This window comes from Streptomyces sp. NPDC051582 (assembly GCF_040681715.1).
GTDB lineage: Bacteria > Actinomycetota > Actinomycetes > Streptomycetales > Streptomycetaceae > Streptomyces.
In genome coordinates, this window is sequence record NZ_JBFAZJ010000001.1 from 332,691 (window position 1) to 350,250 (window position 17,560).

Annotated in this window: 18 protein-coding genes; 10 read left to right on the plus strand and 8 right to left on the minus strand. The window is 72.0% G+C overall.

From position 1 onward, the window contains the following. Window positions 1–3: 3 nt before the first annotated feature. From AB0M92_RS01550 to AB0M92_RS01560, 3 genes are read right to left on the minus strand one after another with little or no spacing between them, the layout of a single operon-like run. A complete protein-coding gene (locus tag AB0M92_RS01550; RefSeq protein ID WP_366100070.1) occupies window positions 4–1,281 on the minus strand; it encodes an AAA family ATPase in 1,278 nt (425 codons plus the stop codon). Between the two features lie 7 nt (window positions 1,282–1,288). Further along, window positions 1,289–1,990: a Flp pilus assembly protein CpaB gene (gene cpaB, locus AB0M92_RS01555; RefSeq protein ID WP_366100071.1), complete on the minus strand. Its 702-nt coding sequence runs from the start codon at window positions 1,988–1,990 to the stop codon at window positions 1,289–1,291. Between the two features lie 39 nt (window positions 1,991–2,029). Further along, complete coding sequence (locus AB0M92_RS01560) at window positions 2,030–2,947, minus strand: hypothetical protein (RefSeq protein WP_366100072.1); 918 nt, start codon at window positions 2,945–2,947, stop codon at window positions 2,030–2,032. Window positions 2,948–3,329: 382 nt separating this feature from the next. Here AB0M92_RS01560 and AB0M92_RS01565 point away from each other — a divergent pair, with 382 nt between their 5' ends. Both AB0M92_RS01565 and AB0M92_RS01570 read left to right on the plus strand, forming a co-directional pair. Beyond that, window positions 3,330–5,024, plus strand: coding sequence for a glycoside hydrolase family 18 protein (locus tag AB0M92_RS01565; protein ID WP_366100073.1), 1,695 nt, complete (start codon window positions 3,330–3,332; stop codon window positions 5,022–5,024). Window positions 5,025–5,180: 156 nt separating this feature from the next. Beyond that, window positions 5,181–6,518, plus strand: a complete 1,338-nt coding sequence (locus tag AB0M92_RS01570) for a M14 family metallopeptidase (RefSeq protein ID WP_366100074.1) — start codon at window positions 5,181–5,183, stop codon at window positions 6,516–6,518. 75 nt (window positions 6,519–6,593) lie between these two features. Here the strand turns inward: AB0M92_RS01570 and AB0M92_RS01575 are convergent, their stop codons facing one another. After that, entirely contained in the window at window positions 6,594–7,004 is a 411-nt protein-coding gene (locus AB0M92_RS01575) for a RidA family protein (RefSeq protein ID WP_366100075.1), read from the minus strand. Next, complete coding sequence (locus tag AB0M92_RS01580; RefSeq protein ID WP_366100076.1) at window positions 7,001–7,774, minus strand: IclR family transcriptional regulator; 774 nt, start codon at window positions 7,772–7,774, stop codon at window positions 7,001–7,003. Before AB0M92_RS01580 ends, AB0M92_RS01575 begins: the two co-directional genes overlap by 4 nt. A 210-nt stretch (window positions 7,775–7,984) precedes the next feature. Here AB0M92_RS01580 and AB0M92_RS01585 point away from each other — a divergent pair, with 210 nt between their 5' ends. From AB0M92_RS01585 to AB0M92_RS01605, 5 genes are all read left to right on the plus strand, one after another. Then, on the plus strand, window positions 7,985–9,265 hold the full coding sequence (locus AB0M92_RS01585; protein ID WP_366100077.1) for an amino acid deaminase: 1,281 nt from the start codon (window positions 7,985–7,987) through the stop codon (window positions 9,263–9,265). Window positions 9,266–9,283: 18 nt separating this feature from the next. Further along, a complete protein-coding gene (locus tag AB0M92_RS01590; protein WP_366100078.1) occupies window positions 9,284–10,855 on the plus strand; it encodes a D-aminoacylase in 1,572 nt (523 codons plus the stop codon). A gap of 58 nt (window positions 10,856–10,913) precedes the next feature. Further along, window positions 10,914–11,924, plus strand: coding sequence for a YdcF family protein (locus AB0M92_RS01595; protein WP_366100079.1), 1,011 nt, complete (start codon window positions 10,914–10,916; stop codon window positions 11,922–11,924). Between the two features lie 137 nt (window positions 11,925–12,061). Beyond that, window positions 12,062–12,247: a hypothetical protein gene (locus AB0M92_RS01600; protein ID WP_366100080.1), complete on the plus strand. Its 186-nt coding sequence runs from the start codon at window positions 12,062–12,064 to the stop codon at window positions 12,245–12,247. 239 nt (window positions 12,248–12,486) lie between these two features. Beyond that, window positions 12,487–12,933 carry a nitroreductase/quinone reductase family protein gene (locus AB0M92_RS01605; protein WP_366100081.1) on the plus strand — a complete coding sequence of 149 codons (447 nt, stop codon included), beginning with the start codon at window positions 12,487–12,489 and terminating at the stop codon, window positions 12,931–12,933. A 6-nt stretch (window positions 12,934–12,939) separates the two neighbouring features. Here the strand turns inward: AB0M92_RS01605 and AB0M92_RS01610 are convergent, their stop codons facing one another. Then, window positions 12,940–13,356 (minus strand): Appr-1-p processing protein, encoded by a 417-nt coding sequence (locus AB0M92_RS01610; protein ID WP_366100338.1) that lies wholly within the window; start codon window positions 13,354–13,356, stop codon window positions 12,940–12,942. A 113-nt stretch (window positions 13,357–13,469) separates the two neighbouring features. Further along, window positions 13,470–13,724, minus strand: a complete 255-nt coding sequence (locus AB0M92_RS01615) for a hypothetical protein (RefSeq protein ID WP_366100082.1) — start codon at window positions 13,722–13,724, stop codon at window positions 13,470–13,472. 351 nt (window positions 13,725–14,075) lie between these two features. Here AB0M92_RS01615 and AB0M92_RS01620 point away from each other — a divergent pair, with 351 nt between their 5' ends. Both AB0M92_RS01620 and AB0M92_RS01625 read left to right on the plus strand, forming a co-directional pair. Then, a complete protein-coding gene (locus tag AB0M92_RS01620) occupies window positions 14,076–15,287 on the plus strand; it encodes a pyridoxal phosphate-dependent aminotransferase (RefSeq protein ID WP_366100083.1) in 1,212 nt (403 codons plus the stop codon). A 90-nt stretch (window positions 15,288–15,377) separates the two neighbouring features. Continuing rightward, on the plus strand, window positions 15,378–15,782 hold the full coding sequence (locus AB0M92_RS01625) for a hypothetical protein (RefSeq protein ID WP_366100084.1): 405 nt from the start codon (window positions 15,378–15,380) through the stop codon (window positions 15,780–15,782). A gap of 125 nt (window positions 15,783–15,907) precedes the next feature. Here the strand turns inward: AB0M92_RS01625 and AB0M92_RS01630 are convergent, their stop codons facing one another. Next, on the minus strand, window positions 15,908–16,339 hold the full coding sequence (locus tag AB0M92_RS01630) for a hypothetical protein (protein WP_366100085.1): 432 nt from the start codon (window positions 16,337–16,339) through the stop codon (window positions 15,908–15,910). A gap of 143 nt (window positions 16,340–16,482) precedes the next feature. Here AB0M92_RS01630 and AB0M92_RS01635 point away from each other — a divergent pair, with 143 nt between their 5' ends. Then, window positions 16,483–17,559 (plus strand): hypothetical protein, encoded by a 1,077-nt coding sequence (locus AB0M92_RS01635; RefSeq protein WP_366100086.1) that lies wholly within the window; start codon window positions 16,483–16,485, stop codon window positions 17,557–17,559. The last annotated feature ends 1 nt before the right edge of the window (window position 17,560 follow it).

A 17,560-nucleotide genomic window follows, 5' to 3' on the forward strand; every position in this document is an offset into this window, starting at 1 on the left:
CCGTCAGCCCTCCCGGCCGCGGCGCAGCCGCGCCACCGGGCCCGCGGCCCGTACGGCCAGGGCCGCGCCCGGGGCTCCCGCGGCGGCGGCTTCGGGCTCCGCCTCGGACGGGGGCGTCAGCAGGCCGAGTTCGCCGGCCAGCGCCCACAGCGCCTGCTTCACGCTGGAGCGGTTGTCGAGGTCCTGCACCCGGCCCGCGTCCACCACCGCCTGGAGTTCCTTGAAGGCCGCCGGCACCGGGGTCCGGGTGGCCCGCGTCTTCGTGATCTTCTCGATGAGGGAGGGCTGGATCTCCGTGTGCTTGCTCCAGCGGTTGACCACCATCGCGGTGTCCTCGGCCTTGCGCACCTGGAGCCGCTCCCACATCCGGACCAGCCGCTTGGCCGCCCGTACGGAGACCACGTCGGGAGTGGTGACCAGGACGGCCACGTCCGCCATCTCCACGGCCGCCGCGTTCGCGCCGGTCACCTGGGAGCCGCAGTCGATGACGACGAGCTCGTACCGGCCGCGCAGGGCGCCGACGACGTGCCGGGCGGCGCGCTCGTCGACCTCCTCGCCGCGCTCGCCCTCCGCCGGGGCCAGCAGCAGCGCGAGCCCGGTCCGGTCCTCGTACACCGCGTCCTGGAGCACCCGCGGGGAGATGTCGTGGATCCCGGCGAGGTCGGCGATCGAGCGCCGGAACTGCACGTCGAGGTACGAGCCGACGTCGCCGGCCTGGAGGTCCATGTCGACCAGGGCCGTGCGCCGTCCCGAGGCGGCCGCGGCCAGCGCGAACTGCACGGCGGTGAAGGTGGTGCCGACGCCCCCCTTGGCCCCGGTGACCGTGACCACCTTGCCGCCGGGTCCGGTGAACACGTCGGGTCCCCGGCCCAGGTGGCGGCGTACGCCCACGGACCACTGGGCGGCGGCCTGGACGCGGGCGGCGAGCTCCTCGTAGGCGAGCGGCAGCCCGACCACACCGCGGGCGCCCGAGTCCATGGCGGCGGAGAACACCGCCGGCCCGGCGTCCGAGGAGATCAGCACCACGCCCACCGCCGGGAAGCGGAGGGCGACCTCGCGGATGAGGTCGAGGGCGGGCACCGGCCCGATCCGCTCGTGTACGAGGACGACCTCGGGCAGTTCGTCGATGGACTCGGCGGCCAGCCGCCCCAGGGTGTCGAGCAGGGTGGTGGAGTCGGGGACCGGGGCGCCCGGCTCCGCGGCCGGTAGCTGGCTGAGGAGGGTGGAGATGGCGCGGGCGGCGTCCGGGTCGGCGGCCGCGGGGAGGATTCGGGTGGTCATCCGGGCCTCACTTGTCCCCGTCGAGGGTGTACGTGCGGTCGCCCGGGCCGGGCGCGGAGTCGGTGCCGGGGGCCACCAGGGCCAGGCGCACGTGCTCCGCGAAGGACTCGGCGTACGCGACGCGCTGGGTGTCCTTGGTGTTCAGGGCGAAGGTGATCGGGACCGCCTCGGCGGGGCCCTTCTTGTCGCTGTCCTTGTCGAGGGCGGTGAGTCTGCCGACGTTCAGGACGCGGGCGTTGGCCACGATGATCACCGAGCGGGAGGGATCGGACTCCTTGGCGCCCTTGAAGGTGGCGATGATGTTGACCTTGGCTCCGGAGTAGATCTTGCCGGCCACGCCCGTCGACGCGTCGATCATGATCGCGATCTCCTGCTCCCCGGGCTGGAGCTGCGGTTTGTCGACGAACATGTCCGACTGGAGCAGCGAGCCCTTGCGCAGGGTGGTGAGCGCGATCTTGTCCTTGAGCCGGCCGAGGTCGGTGACGGCGGTGTCGGACAGCCAGCGCTTGGGGATGGAGATCTGCTCGAACTGGCCCGCCGAGAGCGGGCTGTACGGCGGGATGTCGCCCTTGGCGCGGTAGGCGGTGACCTCGGCCCCGACCTTGGAATTGACGTCGCCGATCACCACGAGGACCCCGCCGAACGCCGCGAGGGCGCACAGGACCGACAGGAGCAGCAGGATGACGCCGCGGCGCTGGCGTGAGTTCATGGGCCGTACTACCTCGCCGTTCTTCGATCGGTCAGCCGGTCAGTGTCTTGGTCTGGGGGCGCCGGCGAAGGCCGGCGGTGTCGTCCGCTCCCCGGTCCCGGCTGGCGGCGGGGCGGCCAGGGGGGCGGCGCAGAAGCCGCAGCGGTCGCCGATCAGTTCGAGGCCGCACCAGTGGCACTCCTCGCGGCGGACGGAGGCGACCAGCTGGTAGAGCACGGACGGGTCCGGGATGGCGGCGGCGAACTCCACCAGCTTCGCCGTGGCCCACCAGACGGGCGAGTCGGCGGGGAGCGGGTTCTCCATCACGCCCTGGACCCGCCAGGCGGGGGCGAGTTCGGCCGTGACCCAGTCGGAGGAGAGCTGCCCGCGCGCGAAGGTCAGATGGGTGGCGTAGGCCGGGCCCGGCGGCAGCGCGGAGCCCCCGGCGTGCGCGCCGCCCCCGCCGGAGCCGGTCAGCCTGGCCAGGTGCGGGGTCGGGTGGGCCAGTACGGCGAACTGCGCGCTCGGCGACCAGGAGCGGGCGTGCGCCTTGAGGCCGACCGGGACCCGGTCCAGTTTGGCGACGGACCCCAGCAGGGCCCCGGCGTGGATGTAGTGGGACAGCAGCCGGGCGGCGGAGGCGATGACTCCGGGGCTGAAGTCGCAGACGCTGAGCTGGCGTAGCTGACGTACCAGCAGGGCCGTCGCCAGCGGCGGCAGGTCGATGTCGACGAGGGCGATCCGATCGGTCTCCAGGATGGCCCGCACCGTGTGCAGCCGCCGGACGGTCGCGGTCGGCAGCCAGGGCGGCACGACGGCCACGAGGTGGCCGTGGCGCTCCAGCAGGGCGCTCGTCTCGGCGAGGGCTCCCGCGAGGTCCAGCCGTCCCGGCGGGTGCAGTACGACGGCCGGCGGTGTGTGCCGGTCGGGGGCCGGAAGCACCAGATCTGCGCTGGTGACGGCAATGGCGGTCGGCACGCGAATCCCCCTGTTCACCCCGTACGCCCCATACGTCGGCGCCTACTTCACGTACGCGCACCCCTGCGCGACCGCAAACGATCGGCGTCCATCCCCCTTGCCCCAGCACCATATCCGCGTCGTCCCTGGCGGGGCAGGGCCTTGGCGATTCCCGTCCCGGCGGCCCCGGTCACAGGTGGCGGGAAACCCGGACATCCGGGATCGGACGGCCGATCAATTCAAGCCACATTGCAAAGAGCCTTGACAGGAAGATTGGTCTGGACCAACTTGGGGCCCACGCGGCGACGTTCCCTCCGGGCCTCCCCCACCCACGGCCCCGGGTCCGTTCGTTCACCTGTTCCACCTCCCCCTTCACATCCCCTTCTCCCCCCACGGAGACCACGTGAACCGCATACGCTCGCTCGCCCTGCTGGGCGCCGCCACCCTGACCGCAGGCGGGCTGACCGCCCTCGCCGCCGGCACCGCGCAGGCCGCCGACGTCAACGTCGTCCGCAACGGAGGCTTCGAATCCGGTCTGGCGAACTGGACCTGCACCTCCGGGAGCGGCGCCGTCGTCTCCTCGCCCGTCCACGGCGGGACCGCCGCCCTCAAGGGCACCCCGGCGGGCCAGGACAGCGCGCAGTGCAGCCAGACCGTCACGGTCAAGCCGAACTCGACGTACACGCTCAGCGAGCAGGTGCAGGGCTCGTACGTCTACCTCGGAGTGACCGGGACCGGCACGCAGGACGTGTCCACCTGGACCCCCGGCTCGGGCGGCGGCTGGCAGCAGCTCTCCACCACCTTCACCACGGGCGCGAACACCACCCAGGTCACCGTGTGGACGCACGGCTGGTACGGGCAGCCGGCCTACGTCGTCGACGACTTCAGCGTCTTCGGCCCGGACGGGGGCGGCGGCACCGACCCGGGCCCGTCCGTCCCCGGCGCCCCGGGCGGGAGCGCCGTTTCCGGCCAGAGCGCGAACGGGCTCACCCTTTCGTGGAACGCCGTCAGCGGAGCGAGCGGCTATTACGTCTATCAGGACGGCGTCCGCGTCAAGACCGTGACCGGATCCCCCGCCCCGATCACCGGGCTGGCCGCGGCCACCTCGTACTCCTTCCAGGTGAGCGCGTACAACGCGGCCGGCGAGGGCCCGAAGTCGGCGGCGGTGACCGGCACGACGACCGGCGGCGGCAACCAGAACCCGAACCCCTCGGTGCCGGGGCACGCCCTGACGGGCTACTGGCAGAACTTCAACAACGGCGCGACCGTCCAGAAGATCTCCGACGTCTCGTCCCAGTACGACATCATCGCGGTCTCGTTCGCCGACGCCACTACCACGCCCGGTGCCATCACCTTCAACCTCGACTCGGCGGGCCTCGGCGGCTACACGGTCGCCCAGTTCAAGGCCGACATCGCGGCGAAGAAGGCGGCCGGCAAGTCCGTCGTCCTCTCCGTCGGCGGCGAGAAGGGCACCATCTCGGTCAACGACTCCGCCTCCGCGAACAACCTGGCGAATTCGGCGTACGCCCTGATGCAGGAGTACGGCTTCGGCGGGATCGACATCGACCTGGAGAACGGCCTCAACCCGACCTACATGACGCAGGCGCTGCGCTCGCTGTCCGCCAAGGCCGGCTCCTCGCTCGTCATCACGATGGCCCCGCAGACCATCGACATGCAGTCGACGGCGGGCGGCTACTTCAAGACGGCGCTGAACATCAAGGACATCCTGACCGTCGTCAACATGCAGTACTACAACAGCGGCTCGATGCTCGGCTGCGACGGCAAGGTCTACTCGCAGGGCTCGGTGGACTTCCTCACCGCGCTGGCCTGCATCCAGCTGGAGGGCGGGCTCGACGCCTCGCAGGTGGGCATCGGCGTCCCGGCCTCGCCGAGCGGCGCGGGCAGCGGGTACGTCTCCCCGGCCATCGTGAACAACGCCCTGGACTGCCTGGCCAGGGGCACGAACTGCGGGTCCTTCAAGCCGTCGAGGACCTACCCCGGGCTGCGCGGGGCGATGACCTGGTCGACCAACTGGGACGCCAAGGCGGGTGGCGCTTGGTCCAACTCGGTGGGTCCGAAGGTTCACGCCCTGCCCTAGGCGGTACGTGTGGGGATGGCCGTCCGGGCGGACGGCCGTCCGGCGGGCCGCCGGCCCGGCGGATCTGGCCGGAATGAAGTCCTTGACCGGGACATGCCAGAAGAGCACGCTGTGCGCGTCCGCACGGCTACCCCACACTCCCACCCAGGAGAACGCATGCGGCTCCACACACGACGCAGGGCCGCCGTCACGGCGGCCCTGCTCGCTCTCGCGCTCGGTGCGCCCGCCTACGGCATGAGCGCGACGGCGGCCCCGCCCCCCACCCCCTCGACGGCCACGCAGGACGAGGCGATCGTCCAGTACGAGGTCAAGGGCCCGGCCACGGCGGCCGAGCGAACGGCCCTGCTCCGTACGGGCGTCTCGATCGACGAGGTCGACGCCCGCTCGGTCGTCGTCAGCGCCGACCCGATGCAGGCCAAGGAGCTGCGCGCGCTCGGCTACGAGCTGACCGCGCTGCCCGGACCGCCCGACCGCTCCGAGCGGGGGGTCGCCGCGAACCCGATGGACTTCCCGTCCAAGGACTCGATGTACCACAACTACGCCGAGGCCAACGCGGAGATCGACCAGCGCATCGCGCAGTACCCCTCGATCATGAGCAAGAAGGTGATCGGGAAGTCGTACCAGGGCCGGGACATCGTCGCCATCAAGATCAGCGACAACGTCGCCACCGACGAGAACGAGCCCGAGGTGCTCTTCACGCACCACCAGCACGCCCGCGAGCACCTGACCGTCGAGATGGCGCTCTACCTGCTCAAGGAGTTCGGCTCCAAGTACGGCACCGACTCGCGGATCACCAACATGGTCAACGGCCGCGAGATCTGGATCGTGCCGGACCTCAACCCGGACGGCGGCGAGTACGACATCGCGACCGGCTCGTACCGCTCCTGGCGCAAGAACCGGCAGCCGAACGCCGGCTCCTCGTACGTCGGCACCGACCTGAACCGCAACTGGGACTACAAGTGGGGCTGCTGCGGCGGCTCCAGCGGCAGCAAGAGCTCCGAGACCTACCGCGGGGCGGCCGGCGAGTCGGCCCCCGAGGTGAAGGTGGTCGCGGACTTCGTGCGCAGCCGGGTGATCGGCGGCAAGCAGCAGATCACCGCCTCGATCGACTTCCACACGTACAGCCAGCTGGTGCTGTGGCCGTTCGGGTGGACGTACAACGACACCGCGCCGGGCATGACGGCGGACGACCTCGCCGTCTACAAGACCATCGGCACGAGCATGGCCCGCAGCAACGGCTACACGCCGGAGCAGTCGAGCGACCTGTACATCACGGACGGGACGATCGACGACTGGCTGTGGGGCAACCAGAAGATCTTCACGTACACCTTCGAGATGTACCCGTCCGAGTCGGGCAGCGGCGGCGGCTTCTACCCGCCGGACGAGGTGATCGAGCGGGAGACGGCGCGCAACCGCGACGCCGTGCTCCAACTGCTGGAGAACGCGGACTGCATGTACCGCTCGATCGGGAAGCAGGCGCAGTACTGCACGTGAGCCGACGGCGCGGGCCGAGGCCGTGAGCCGGGGCGCCCCACCGCCGGGGGGCGCCCCTCGCCGCGCCCACCCTCCTCACCCGAGGACGGCGAGCGCGTCGATCTCGATGAGGAGGCCGGCGGGGAGGCCCACGTAGACCGTGGTGCGGGCGGCCGGGGCCTCCTTCAGGCCCTGCTGCTCGAAGTAGGCGTCGTAGAGCTCGTTCATCTCGGCGAAGTGGCCGGTGTCGGTCAGGTAGACGCGGATCATCATCACGTCGTCCCAGCCCGCGCCGCCGGCCTCCAGTACGGAGCGGACGTTCTCCAGCGTCTGGAGGGTCTGCTCGCGCAGGGTCGGCCCGGCGGGCGTGGGCGCCTGGCCGTCCACGTGCGGGAGGAAGCCGACCTGGCCGGCGACCTGGAGGATGTTCCCCTTGCGCACGCCGTGCGAGAAGCGGGCCGGCGGGGTGGTGTGGGTGTCGGGGGTGATGGCGGTCTTCTCGGTCACGGGGTTTCCTCGTCGTGGTGTGGGGCGTGCGGGGAGCCGGAGTACTCCCGGCTGACGGTGTCGGCGGTGCGCTGGACCAGGGGGAGCAGTTCGAGCAGCCCCTCGGCGCTGACGACGACGCTGGGCGCGGAGACGGACAGCGCCGCGACGGCCCGCCCGTCCGGCCCGCGCACGGGCGCGCCGAGGCAGTTGACCGACTCCTCGTGCCCGCCGAAGTCGGCGGCCCAGCCCTGTTCCCGTACGAGGGCCAGCTCGCGCAGGAAGGCCTGCGCGTCGGGGGTGGAGCGGGCGGTGTGGCGGGGGTATTCGATGCGCTCGGCGAGGGCCCGCCGCTCGGCCTCGGGGAGGTCGGCGAGCAGCAGCTTCGCGACGGCGGCGACGGTGAGGGGGACGGGCCGGCCGATGCGGGAGTACATGCGGACGGGGTAGCGGCTCTCGACCTTGTCGATGTACACGACCTCGTCGTCCTGGTGGAGGGCGAGGTGCACGGTGTGGCCCGTGAGGCGGTTGAGTTCGACGAGGTGGGGGTGGGCGACGGTGCGGACGTCGAGGTTCTCCACGGCTTCGGCGGCGAGCGCGAAGAGCTGGGCGCCCAAGCGGTAGCGGCCGTCGGGCTGGCGGTAGACGAAGCCGTGCTCGTGCAGGGTGCGCAGGAGGCGCAGCGCGGTGCTCTTGTGCACGCCGAGCTCCCCGGCGACCTCACCGAGTCCCGCCGGACCCCGCGCGAGCAGCGGCAGGATCCGCAGCGCCCGCTCCACCGACTGGCTCACGCCGTGTCCTCCCGTACCGCCGCAGGCACTGCCGTCACTGCCGTCACTGCCGTCACTGCCGTCATCGCGTCACCGCCCCCACCGCCCTCACCCCCGTACGGAACCCGTGCGCGCGGCCGGCCGTTGACCCCTCGTACGCAGGATGCTAGACAGCAAGCGGCACGACACGCAACGGGCGTTGCAGCAGATGCAACGCGAGGAGGATTCCGCATGGGCAGCGACGCAGTCCGACGGCTCGCCGACGAACCGCTCGACCACCGGTTCAAGGGGCTGCCGCCCGACGCCGAGCGGGCGGGCCTCACCGTCGGGCAGCTGGCCGCCGAGAAGCGGGACCTGTACGCCGGCGGGTTCACCACCCCGGTCCTGACCCTCGACGCCGAGGCGCTGGAGCACAACCTCACCGCCCTCGGTGAGTACGCCTCCCGCCACGGCCTCGCCTTCGCCCCGCACGGCAAGACCTGCATGGCCCCGCAGCTCTTCGAGCGCCAGCTGGAGCACGGCGCCTGGGGCATCACCGCCGCCGTCCCCCACCAGGCCCGCGTCTACCGCGCCTTCGGCATCCGGCGGATCTTCCTCGCCAACGAGCTCGTCGACCCGGCGGCGCTGCGCTGGGTGGCCGCCGAGCTCGCCGCCGATCCCGGCTTCCGCTTCGTCTGCTACGTCGACTCGGTCCGCGGGGTCGAGCTCATGGACCGGGCCCTGCAAGGGCAGTCCCAGGTCCTCGACGTCGTCGTGGAGCTGGGGGCCGGCGAGGGCGCCCGGACCGGTGCGCGGACCGACGAGGACTGCCGGGCCGTCGCCGACGCCGTGGCCGGGGCGGCCGGCCTGCGCCTGGTCGGCATCGCCGGGTACGAGGCCGAGGTCCCCGGCGCCGACCCGGAGTCCGTGCACGCCTACCTGCGCCGGCTCACGGGGCTGGCCGTCGAGTTCGACCGGGCCGGGCGCTTCGCCGCCGACCTCGACGAGATCGTCGTCAGCGCCGGCGGCTCCGCCTGGTTCGACGCCGTCGCCGACGTGTTCGGCGAGCTCCCGGAGCTCTCCCGGCCGGTGCTCAAGCTGCTGCGCTCCGGCGCCTACGTCTCGCACGACCACGGCTGGTACACCCGCCTCACCCCCTTCAACCGGATCCCGGAGGAGGGCGGTCTGCGCCCCGCCTTCCGGCTCTGGACGCAGGTCGTCTCCCGCCCCTCCCCCACGCAGGCCTTCGTCAACGCCGGCAAGCGCGACATCGCGTACGACCTCGGTCTGCCCGAGGCCGAGCTGGTGCGCGACGCCCTGACCGGCGAGGAGCGCCCGGCCGCGGGCGTCCGCGTGGTCAAGCTGTCCGACCAGCACGCCTGGCTGGAGACCGATGCGCAAGAGGACGTGCGGGTCGGCGACTGGGTGGCGCTGGGGATGTCCCACCCGTGCACGATCTTCGAGAAGTGGCCGCTGATCCCGGTGGTCGAGGCGGACGGCACGGTCACCGACTACGTCCGCACCTTCTTCTAGGCGGGCCGGGCCGAGCCGGTGGACCTGGTCATCCGCGGGGCCCGCGTCGTCGACGGCACGGGCGGGCCCTCCTACACCGCCGACGTGGGTGTCCACGAGGGCCGGATCGCCGAAATCGGCCGGATCCGCTCCGGCGGCCGGCACACCGTCGACGCGTACGGGCTCGCCCTGGCGTCCGGCTTCGTCGACATGCACGCGCACAGCGACCTCGCCCTGCTCCGCGATCCGGACCACAGCGCCAAGGCGGCGCAGGGCGTGACCCTCGAAGTCCTCGGCCAGGACGGGCTCTCGTACGCGCCCGTCGACGACCGCACGCTCGCCGAGGTGCGGGCGGCCATCACCGGATGGAACGGCACGGGCGAGGACATCGCGTTCGACTGGCGGGACGTGGGCGGGTACCTGGACCGGCTCGACCGCACCGGCATCGCCGTCAACGCCGCGTACCTCGTCCCGCAGGGCACCGTCCGCGCGTACGCCCTCGGGTGGGAGGACCGCCCCGCGGCCCCCGCCGAGCTCGACCGGATGCGGACGCTCGTCGCCGAGGGCCTCGCACAGGGCGCGGTCGGCATGTCGTCCGGGCTCACGTACACCCCCGGCATGTACGCGTCCGGCGCCGAACTGACCGAGCTGTGCCGGGTCGTGGGCTCGTACGGCGGCTACTACTGCCCGCACCACCGCTCCTACGGGCGCGGCGCCCTGGCCGCGTACGCGGAGATGGTCGATCTGGCCCGGGAGGCCGGGTGCGCGCTGCACCTCGCGCACGCCACCATGAACTTCGCGGAGAACGGGGGCCGGGCGGGCGAGCTGCTGGCCCTCCTCGACGGGGCCCTCGCCGCCGGGGCCGACATCAGCCTGGACTCGTACCCGTACACCCCCGGCTGCACCACCCTCGTGGCGCTGCTGCCGAGTTGGGCGAACGAGGGCGGGCCGCGGGCCGTGCTCGCCCGGCTGCGCGACGACGCCGCGTCGGAGCGGATCCGGTACGCGCTGGAGGTGACCGGGGCGGACGGCTGCCACGGCGTCCCCGTCGACTGGGCGACGATCGAGATCGCGGGGACGGCGGACCCGGCGCACGGATCGTACGTGGGCACGCGCCTGCGGGACTGGGAGAGCGCCCGGCGACTGCTGCTGGCGGACCGGCTGGGGCCGACGGTGCTCCAGCACGTCGGCCACGAGGAGAACGTCCGGGCGATCATGCGGCACCCGGTCCACACCGGCGGCTCCGACGGCATCCTCCAGGGCGCGAAGCCGCATCCGCGGGCGTACGGGACCTTCCCGCACTACCTCGGCCACTACGTGCGCGAGCTGGGGGTGCTCTCGCTGGAGGAGTGCGTGGCCCATCTGGCGGGCCGTCCGGCGGCCCGGCTGCGGCTGGCGGACCGGGGGCTGGTGCGGGCCGGGTACCGGGCCGATCTCGTGCTGTTCGATGCGGACACGGTCGCGGCCGGGGCGACGTACGAGGACCCGCGCGTACTGCCGGTCGGCATCCCGCACGTGCTGATCGACGGCCGGTTCGTGATGCGGGACGGGCGCAGGACGGATGTCCTGGCGGGGCGTTCGGTCCGCCGGGCCCCGTACCGGGGCCGCTGAGCACCGCCGCGGGCACGGGCCGGAAGGGGATGCGGGCCGTCCGCCTACGATGGGCGGCATGCTCGCCTTCGTCCCCGCCGCGCTGTTTTTCGCCCTCTTCTGCGTGAGCGTGCGGGAGGACCGCCGGCGCTTTCGGAACGCGGTCCTCCTGGGCCTCACCCTCATGTTCGGCTCGATCGGCCTGCTGTTCCAGATACCTGAACTGCCGTCACCGCTGGACGCGATCGCCGTGCTGCTGGTACTCGTCGTGCCGACGCTCGGCACGCTCGTCCTCGGCGGCTACCTGATCCGCAACGGTCTGACGATGCTCCGCAAGGAGGGCCGCAGCCCGACCAACATGCTCTCCATGGCGGCGGGCCTGGGCATCTTCGCCCTGATCGCGCTGGTCCTCGGGGTGGCGGGGCGGGGCAACCGGATCGTGGACACGGTGGTGGCGGGGCTGGTCATGCTCGTCGGGTACGTCTCCTTCCTCTTCCTCTGCTTCCTCGCCTACGCCTTCCTCTACGCGCGGATCACGGTGCGCGGCGACGTCGACTACGTGGTGGTGCTGGGCTCCGGGCTCATCTGCGGGGAGCGGGTGTCCCCGCTGCTGGCGTCCCGGCTGGAGAAGGGCCGGCAGATCCACGCCGCGCAGGTGGCCCGGGGCGGCCGGACTCCGCTGCTGCTGGTCTCGGGCGGACAGGGCACGGACGAGAAGCTCTCGGAGGCGCGGGCGATGGCCGACTGGCTGATCGCGCGGGGCGTCGCGGAGGAGCAGATACGACTGGAGGACCGCTCGACCACGACGAGGGAGAACCTCGCCTTCAGCCGTACGATCATGGCCGGTGCGGACCCCGGTTACCGGTGTGTGGTCGTCACCAACAACTTCCACGCCTTCCGGGCCGCGATGACGGCCCGCACGGCCGGGGTCAACGGCCAGGTGCTCGGCTCCCCGACGGCCACGTACTTCTGGCCGAGCGCCACTCTGCGCGAGTTCGTCGCGGTGTTCTGGGAGCACAGGAAGGTGAACCTGAGCATCTGCGCCGGGATAGCGGCCGTGACGGCCCTGGCGGCCGTCGCCTCGGCCTAGGGGGTGGCCGCAAAGTAGCGGCGTCCGCCCGCAGGGCGGGCCCGCATATGAGCCCGATGTGCGTTCATGGCCGCGTCGCCGGAGGATGAGGGGACCGGTGGCATGGAAACCGGGGGCATTTCCGAGGAGGTATCCCGATGGACAGTGAATCGGGCCAGCAGCCCAGTCGGCCGGCCAAGCTCTTCAGTGGCGGGGAACGGCCGTACGACCCTGAGGACCTCGTGATGGTGCAAGGCATGGAGCCGACTCCGGAGCGGCTCGAAAAGGCGCGCCAGCTGATCGAGAAGGAGGGTCCGCAGGTCATCGAGCGCTACCTGCCCTAGGGAGCGGACGGCCAGCCCCCCGCCAGGACGGTGAAGCGCACGAAGCTGCTGGTGGCCCCGACCGGGGCGGTGTTCCCGGGCCGGGGCCGCGAGGCCTGCCGTGCAGGGCTGCCGGTGGCGGCGGTCCCGGCCGGCCGGCCGGGACGTGGGGATGCGGCGCACGCGCTTGCGGCCGACCGCATCCAGAATCGGTGAAGGATCGTTAAGCCGCGCGGGGGTCTGATTTCGGAGGCACCGCCATGCAGACGATCACCATCGACTGGGACCACCCCACCGACCCGCGCCGGAGCCGCGAACGGGACCACGTCCGGGACTACGTGAGCACCGGCGGACTCGACGGCCGCCTGTGGCACGGGGTCCCCACGCTCCTGCTCACCACGCTCGACCGCACAACGGGCCGGACCTCCCGGACCCCGCTGATCTACGTCGAGGACGCGGGCCGCCACATCGTGCTCGCCGCCGACTGGGGCGCCGCGCAGGACCCGGCCTGGTACCGGAACCTGACCGTCCACCCGGAGGTCCGCCTCCAGGTGGGCGCGGCCGTCTTCCAGGCCACGGCCCGCACGGCGTGCCCGGTGGAGCGCGAGATCTACTGGCCGGCGATGACGGCCCTGTGGCCCCTCTTCGACGACTACGCGGCGGCCGCCTCCCCCCGCGAGATCCCCCTGGTGATCATCGGCAAGTAGGTCCCCTCAGGCGTGGTCGTAGACGGTGACGGCCACGCCCCGGGCGCACAGGGCCCCGCTGACCAGCGGTTCGACGCGCTCCCACTTCCCGCCGCCCAGCCCGCAGCCGATGCGCGGCATGTGCACCGAGGCGCCCAGGTCGAGCGCGTCCCCGCCGAGCGCCACCAGGCACCGCTCCAGCGCGTCGTAGCGGATGGGCGGGCCGCCGCTACCCGTGCGCATGCCGCGCTGGGCGACCATGTTGGCCACCCAGACGTCCGCCCGCACCCGGACCAGCCGCACGCCGCCGAGACCGAAATCATTGCCGTTGCGGCCCCGGTGCCACGCCCGGTACTCCTGCTCGGGGCCGGGCCAGCGCTTCGAGAGCGCCAGCACGAAACCCTTGCCCCAGCCGCCGACGTCGTTGCAGACGTGCGCGATGATCTTCGGCCCCTTGGCCTGCGGGCTGGTCGCGTCCCCGCGATGATGCGAAGTGCCGTCATGGTCCGCCCCCTTCCCCCCGTCACGAGCCCAGGGGGGACCACCGACAACGGCGGTCAGAGGTATTCGCGGGCGAATTCCATCGCCCATTCCACCGCCGCGATCGGAACGCTGCCCGACAGGGGGTCGATGGTCAGCCGGGCGCCCTCCCAGCCCTGGCCGTGCTCGCGGTGGATCGCGAAGTGCGCCCCCTCTGCCCCCTCCGCCTCCTCCGCCCCCTCGGCGCCCTCCGCGCCCTCCGCGCCCCGCGGTGCGACCAGGAACTCGATCGTCCGGTCGTCCCCGTCCGTCCCCACCGTGCTGATCGCCATGTCGCCGACCATGAATTCCACCGCTCCGCCCCCGTCTTCCCACGCTCCGGCCTGCCGTCGGGGCAAGCCTGCGCCGCGGCGCCGCCGCGACGCATGAGTGCGCGTACTCATGCCCGTACTCAGGCCCCCTACGCACCCCCGCGCACGCACCCCGACGTGACGAGTGCAACACCGCAGATCCGGCTCCCGCCCGGATTCACCCATTCCGCAGGTCGCAGCGGGTCGGTGGCCGCCGTTTCCAAGGGCGGACCGGGCCGCCACCGTCCCATCATGCGAAACGGGACATATCCCTCCCCCGTTCCCGTCCTGAATACCTCGGCGGACCGGCCGCCAGGCCCGTAAGCTCCCGTCATGCAGGTGATCCAGTCAACGAAACTCGCCAACGTCTGCTACGAGATCCGCGGGCCCGTGCTCGAAGAAGCCATGCGGCTCGAAGCAGCAGGTCATCGCATCCTCAAGCTGAACACCGGCAACCCCGCGGCCTTCGGCTTCGAGTGCCCGCCGGAGATCCTTGAGGACATGCTCCGCAACCTGGGCAACGCCCACGGGTACGGGGACGCGAAGGGGCTGCTCTCCGCGCGCCGCGCGGTCATGCAGCACTACCAGACCAAGGGCATCGAGCTGGACGTCGAGGACATCTACCTCGGCAACGGCGTCTCCGAGCTGATCCAGATGTCGATGCAGGCGCTGCTGGACGACGGCGACGAGGTGCTGGTCCCGGCGCCGGACTACCCCCTGTGGACCGCCTCCGTCAGCCTGGCCGGCGGCACCGCCGTGCACTACCGCTGCGACGAGCAGTCCGACTGGATGCCGGACCTCGCCGACATCGAGCGCAAGGTCACCGACCGCACCCGCGCGATCGTGATCATCAACCCGAACAACCCGACCGGCGCCGTCTACGACGACGAGATGCTGCGCGGGCTGACGGACATCGCGCGCCGCCACAACCTGATCGTCTGCTCGGACGAGATCTACGACCGGATCCTCTACGACGGCACCACGCACACGAACACCGCCGCCATCGCGCCCGACCTGCTCACGCTCACCTTCAACGGGCTCTCCAAGAACTACCGCGTCGCCGGCTACCGGTCCGGCTGGATGGCGGTCTGCGGCCCCAAGAAGCACGCCTCGTCGTACATCGAGGGCCTGACGATCCTGGCCAACATGCGGCTGTGCGCGAACATGCCCTCGCAGCACGCCGTCGCGACCGCCCTCGGCGGCCGGCAGTCGATCAACGACCTGGTCCTGCCGGGCGGGCGGCTGCTGGAGCAGCGCGACACGGCGTACGAACTGCTGACGCAGATCCCCGGCATCACCTGCGTGAAGCCGAAGGGGGCGCTGTACCTCTTCCCGAAGCTGGACCCGTCCGTCTACAAGATCAAGGACGACCGCCAGATGGTCCTCGACCTGCTGCGGGCCGAGAAGATCATGGTCGTGCACGGTACGGGCTTCAACTGGCCCGAGCCCGACCACTTCCGCATCGTGACGCTGCCGAACGCGAAGGATCTGGCGGACGCGGTGACCCGGATCGGGAAGTTCCTGGACGGGTACGGCCAGCCGTAGCGGACCGATCGGCCCTCATTGCCGGATCAAGGACAACTTTAGAACGGATCCAATGTAGGATGGCCTCCTGACCACGCAGGAGGCCCCCTCATGTACGAGCCGATCCGCACGAAGCCGGTCGTCCACCGTGTGGGCGGCCACCACTCCGACGGCCACGCGGGATACCCGCACAGCAGTCGCGCCGAGGCGCTGGACGCCCAGCTGGGCGGGCACCTGGCGGCCCTGCTCGCCGTCACCGACGAGCTCGGCCTCGACGGCGCCGCCGCGCGCATCGCCGCGCAGGTGGCGCGACTGCGGGGCGCCGAGCCTGCGCGGGCGGCTCGCGCCGACATCGCGGACGCCGGCGGGCTCGCCGCCCTGCACCAGCGGGCCCACGACCTGGCCGGGCGGACGCTGGTCGTCGCCGCGTCCCGCGCCGACACCACTGTCGCGATCCTCGCCGCCGAGCGGATGGACGCGCACGCCGCCGAGCTGGACCTGGCCGGCAGCCACTGATCGGCCCCGGTCCGGGGCCGCGCAGGCTCCGGACCGGGTGCCATGCCCTGGCCGGGCGGGGTTCGGCGTCCTCTCCCCGACCCGCCCTTCCACCGTTCCCGGGGGCTCCGCCCCTGACCCGCGCCTCACCCGCCGGCGGGGCCGGATCGGAACTCCGCCGCCGCGATCCCGCACCAGGGCGTCGCCGTCGCCGGCCAGATCGGGCCCACCGCCTCCGCGTGTTCCGTGGCGGTCGGGGCCACGTTCGGGAGTCTCACCAGGGCCTGGGGCGCGCGGCCGGCGGTCGGGGCCGGGGTGGCCCCCTCACGGAACTCGACCGTGACCAGGTAGGCGCCGGGGCCCTCGGGGCGGCCCGAGACCTCCACCGTCGCCACCACGCGGCGGCTGCCGGGGTCGATCCGGCAGCCGGTGACCCGTACGTCCTCCACCGCCGGTCGCGGCGGCGCAGCGCCCGGCTCCCCGCTGGCCCACACGTACAGGCCCAGCGGGGCGAACACCAGCAGGCCGGCCAGAGCCGTCAGGCCCACCGCCCAGCCCTGCCACTTCAACGCGCTCACGCCCATGGGACGATCCTCCCGGCCTGCCGCCCCGCCTGCCAGCACCGGCCGATCCACACAGCATTTCGAAGTGGGACCGCCTGGACACCTGACGTTCATTCAACTCGACGCGGAATGTGGGTTTCCGCGAGCACGCTGCACCCGTGAGACGCATCCTGGGAATCGCACTGGCGGTCCTCCTCCTCGGCGGTGTGACGGCCGTCGCGCTCGCCGGAGGAGAAGACCGGCCGGCCACGGCAACGAAGACCGTGAAGGGCGTCATCGGATCCGAGAAGTCCGAATACTTCCGGGACCCTGACGTCGTCAAAGCCCTGGCCGACAAGGGCTACACCGTGAAGACCGAAACGTCCGGCTCCTGGGCGATGGACCAACTCGCCCTCAAGGAATTCGACTTCGCCTTCCCCAGCAGCAGCGAGCCGGCACCGGAGATCGAGGCCGCGGCCGGCGTCAAGGGGGCCCAGACCACCAAGCCGTTCTTCTCCCCGCTCGTGGTCATCGCCCGCTCCAACGCCGCCAAGGTGCTCGTCGACAACGGCCTCGCCACGACGAACGGAAAGAACTCGGGAACCCTCCTGATGGGTCCCTACCTGAAGGCGGCCGCCGAGGACCGCAAGTGGCAGCAGCTCTCCGGCTCCGCGGCCTTCGCCGAGCTGACCGGCACGGTGTTCATCAAGACCACCGATCCGACGACGTCCAACTCCGGGGCGCTGTTCCTGGCCGCCACCTCCAACGTCGCCAACGACAAGACGGTGGTCTCCGACGACGCCGGGATCGACCGCACCGCGCCCCTGATGCAGAAGCTGATCCGCGTCCAGGGCGCGCTGGAGCCGAGCACCGACGACCCGTTCCGGGCGTTCATCTCCGGCAGCGGCGAGCCGCTCATCCTGGCGTACGAGTCCCAGGTGGCCTCGCTGCTCCAGCAGAAACAGGCTCCGGGGGACATGGTGGTGCTCTACCCGGACACCACCGTCAACTCCCCGCACACCTTCGTGCCGATCAGCGAGAACGCCAAGGAGCTCGGCTCCCTCCTCGCCAACGACCCGAAGCTGCGCGAGCTGGCCGTCCGGCACGGGTTCCGGCCGCAGAACGGCGTGCCCGAGTTCACCGCGGCCACCGCCTCGCACGCCGCGTACCTCAACCCGGAGCTGACCGGCATCCGCCAGGTCAGCGCACCGACCGTCAAGATCCTCATGGCGCTTGCCGCGCGCGCCAAGAGCTAGG

Excerpts from the sequence above, each read along its gene's own strand:
- AB0M92_RS01550 (WP_366100070.1), bottom strand. The coding sequence starts at position 1,281 with ATGACCACCCGAATCCTCCCCGCGGCCGCCGACCCGGACGCCGCCCGC.
- cpaB (WP_366100071.1), bottom strand. The coding sequence starts at position 1,990 with ATGAACTCACGCCAGCGCCGCGGCGTCATCCTGCTGCTCCTGTCGGTC.
- AB0M92_RS01570 (WP_366100074.1), top strand. The coding sequence starts at position 5,181 with ATGCGGCTCCACACACGACGCAGGGCCGCCGTCACGGCGGCCCTGCTC.
- AB0M92_RS01585 (WP_366100077.1), top strand. The coding sequence starts at position 7,985 with ATGGGCAGCGACGCAGTCCGACGGCTCGCCGACGAACCGCTCGACCAC.
- AB0M92_RS01595 (WP_366100079.1), top strand. The coding sequence starts at position 10,914 with ATGCTCGCCTTCGTCCCCGCCGCGCTGTTTTTCGCCCTCTTCTGCGTG.
- AB0M92_RS01600 (WP_366100080.1), top strand. The coding sequence starts at position 12,062 with ATGGACAGTGAATCGGGCCAGCAGCCCAGTCGGCCGGCCAAGCTCTTC.
- AB0M92_RS01605 (WP_366100081.1), top strand. The coding sequence starts at position 12,487 with ATGCAGACGATCACCATCGACTGGGACCACCCCACCGACCCGCGCCGG.
- AB0M92_RS01615 (WP_366100082.1), bottom strand. The coding sequence starts at position 13,724 with ATGGCGATCAGCACGGTGGGGACGGACGGGGACGACCGGACGATCGAG.
- AB0M92_RS01620 (WP_366100083.1), top strand. The coding sequence starts at position 14,076 with ATGCAGGTGATCCAGTCAACGAAACTCGCCAACGTCTGCTACGAGATC.
- AB0M92_RS01625 (WP_366100084.1), top strand. The coding sequence starts at position 15,378 with ATGTACGAGCCGATCCGCACGAAGCCGGTCGTCCACCGTGTGGGCGGC.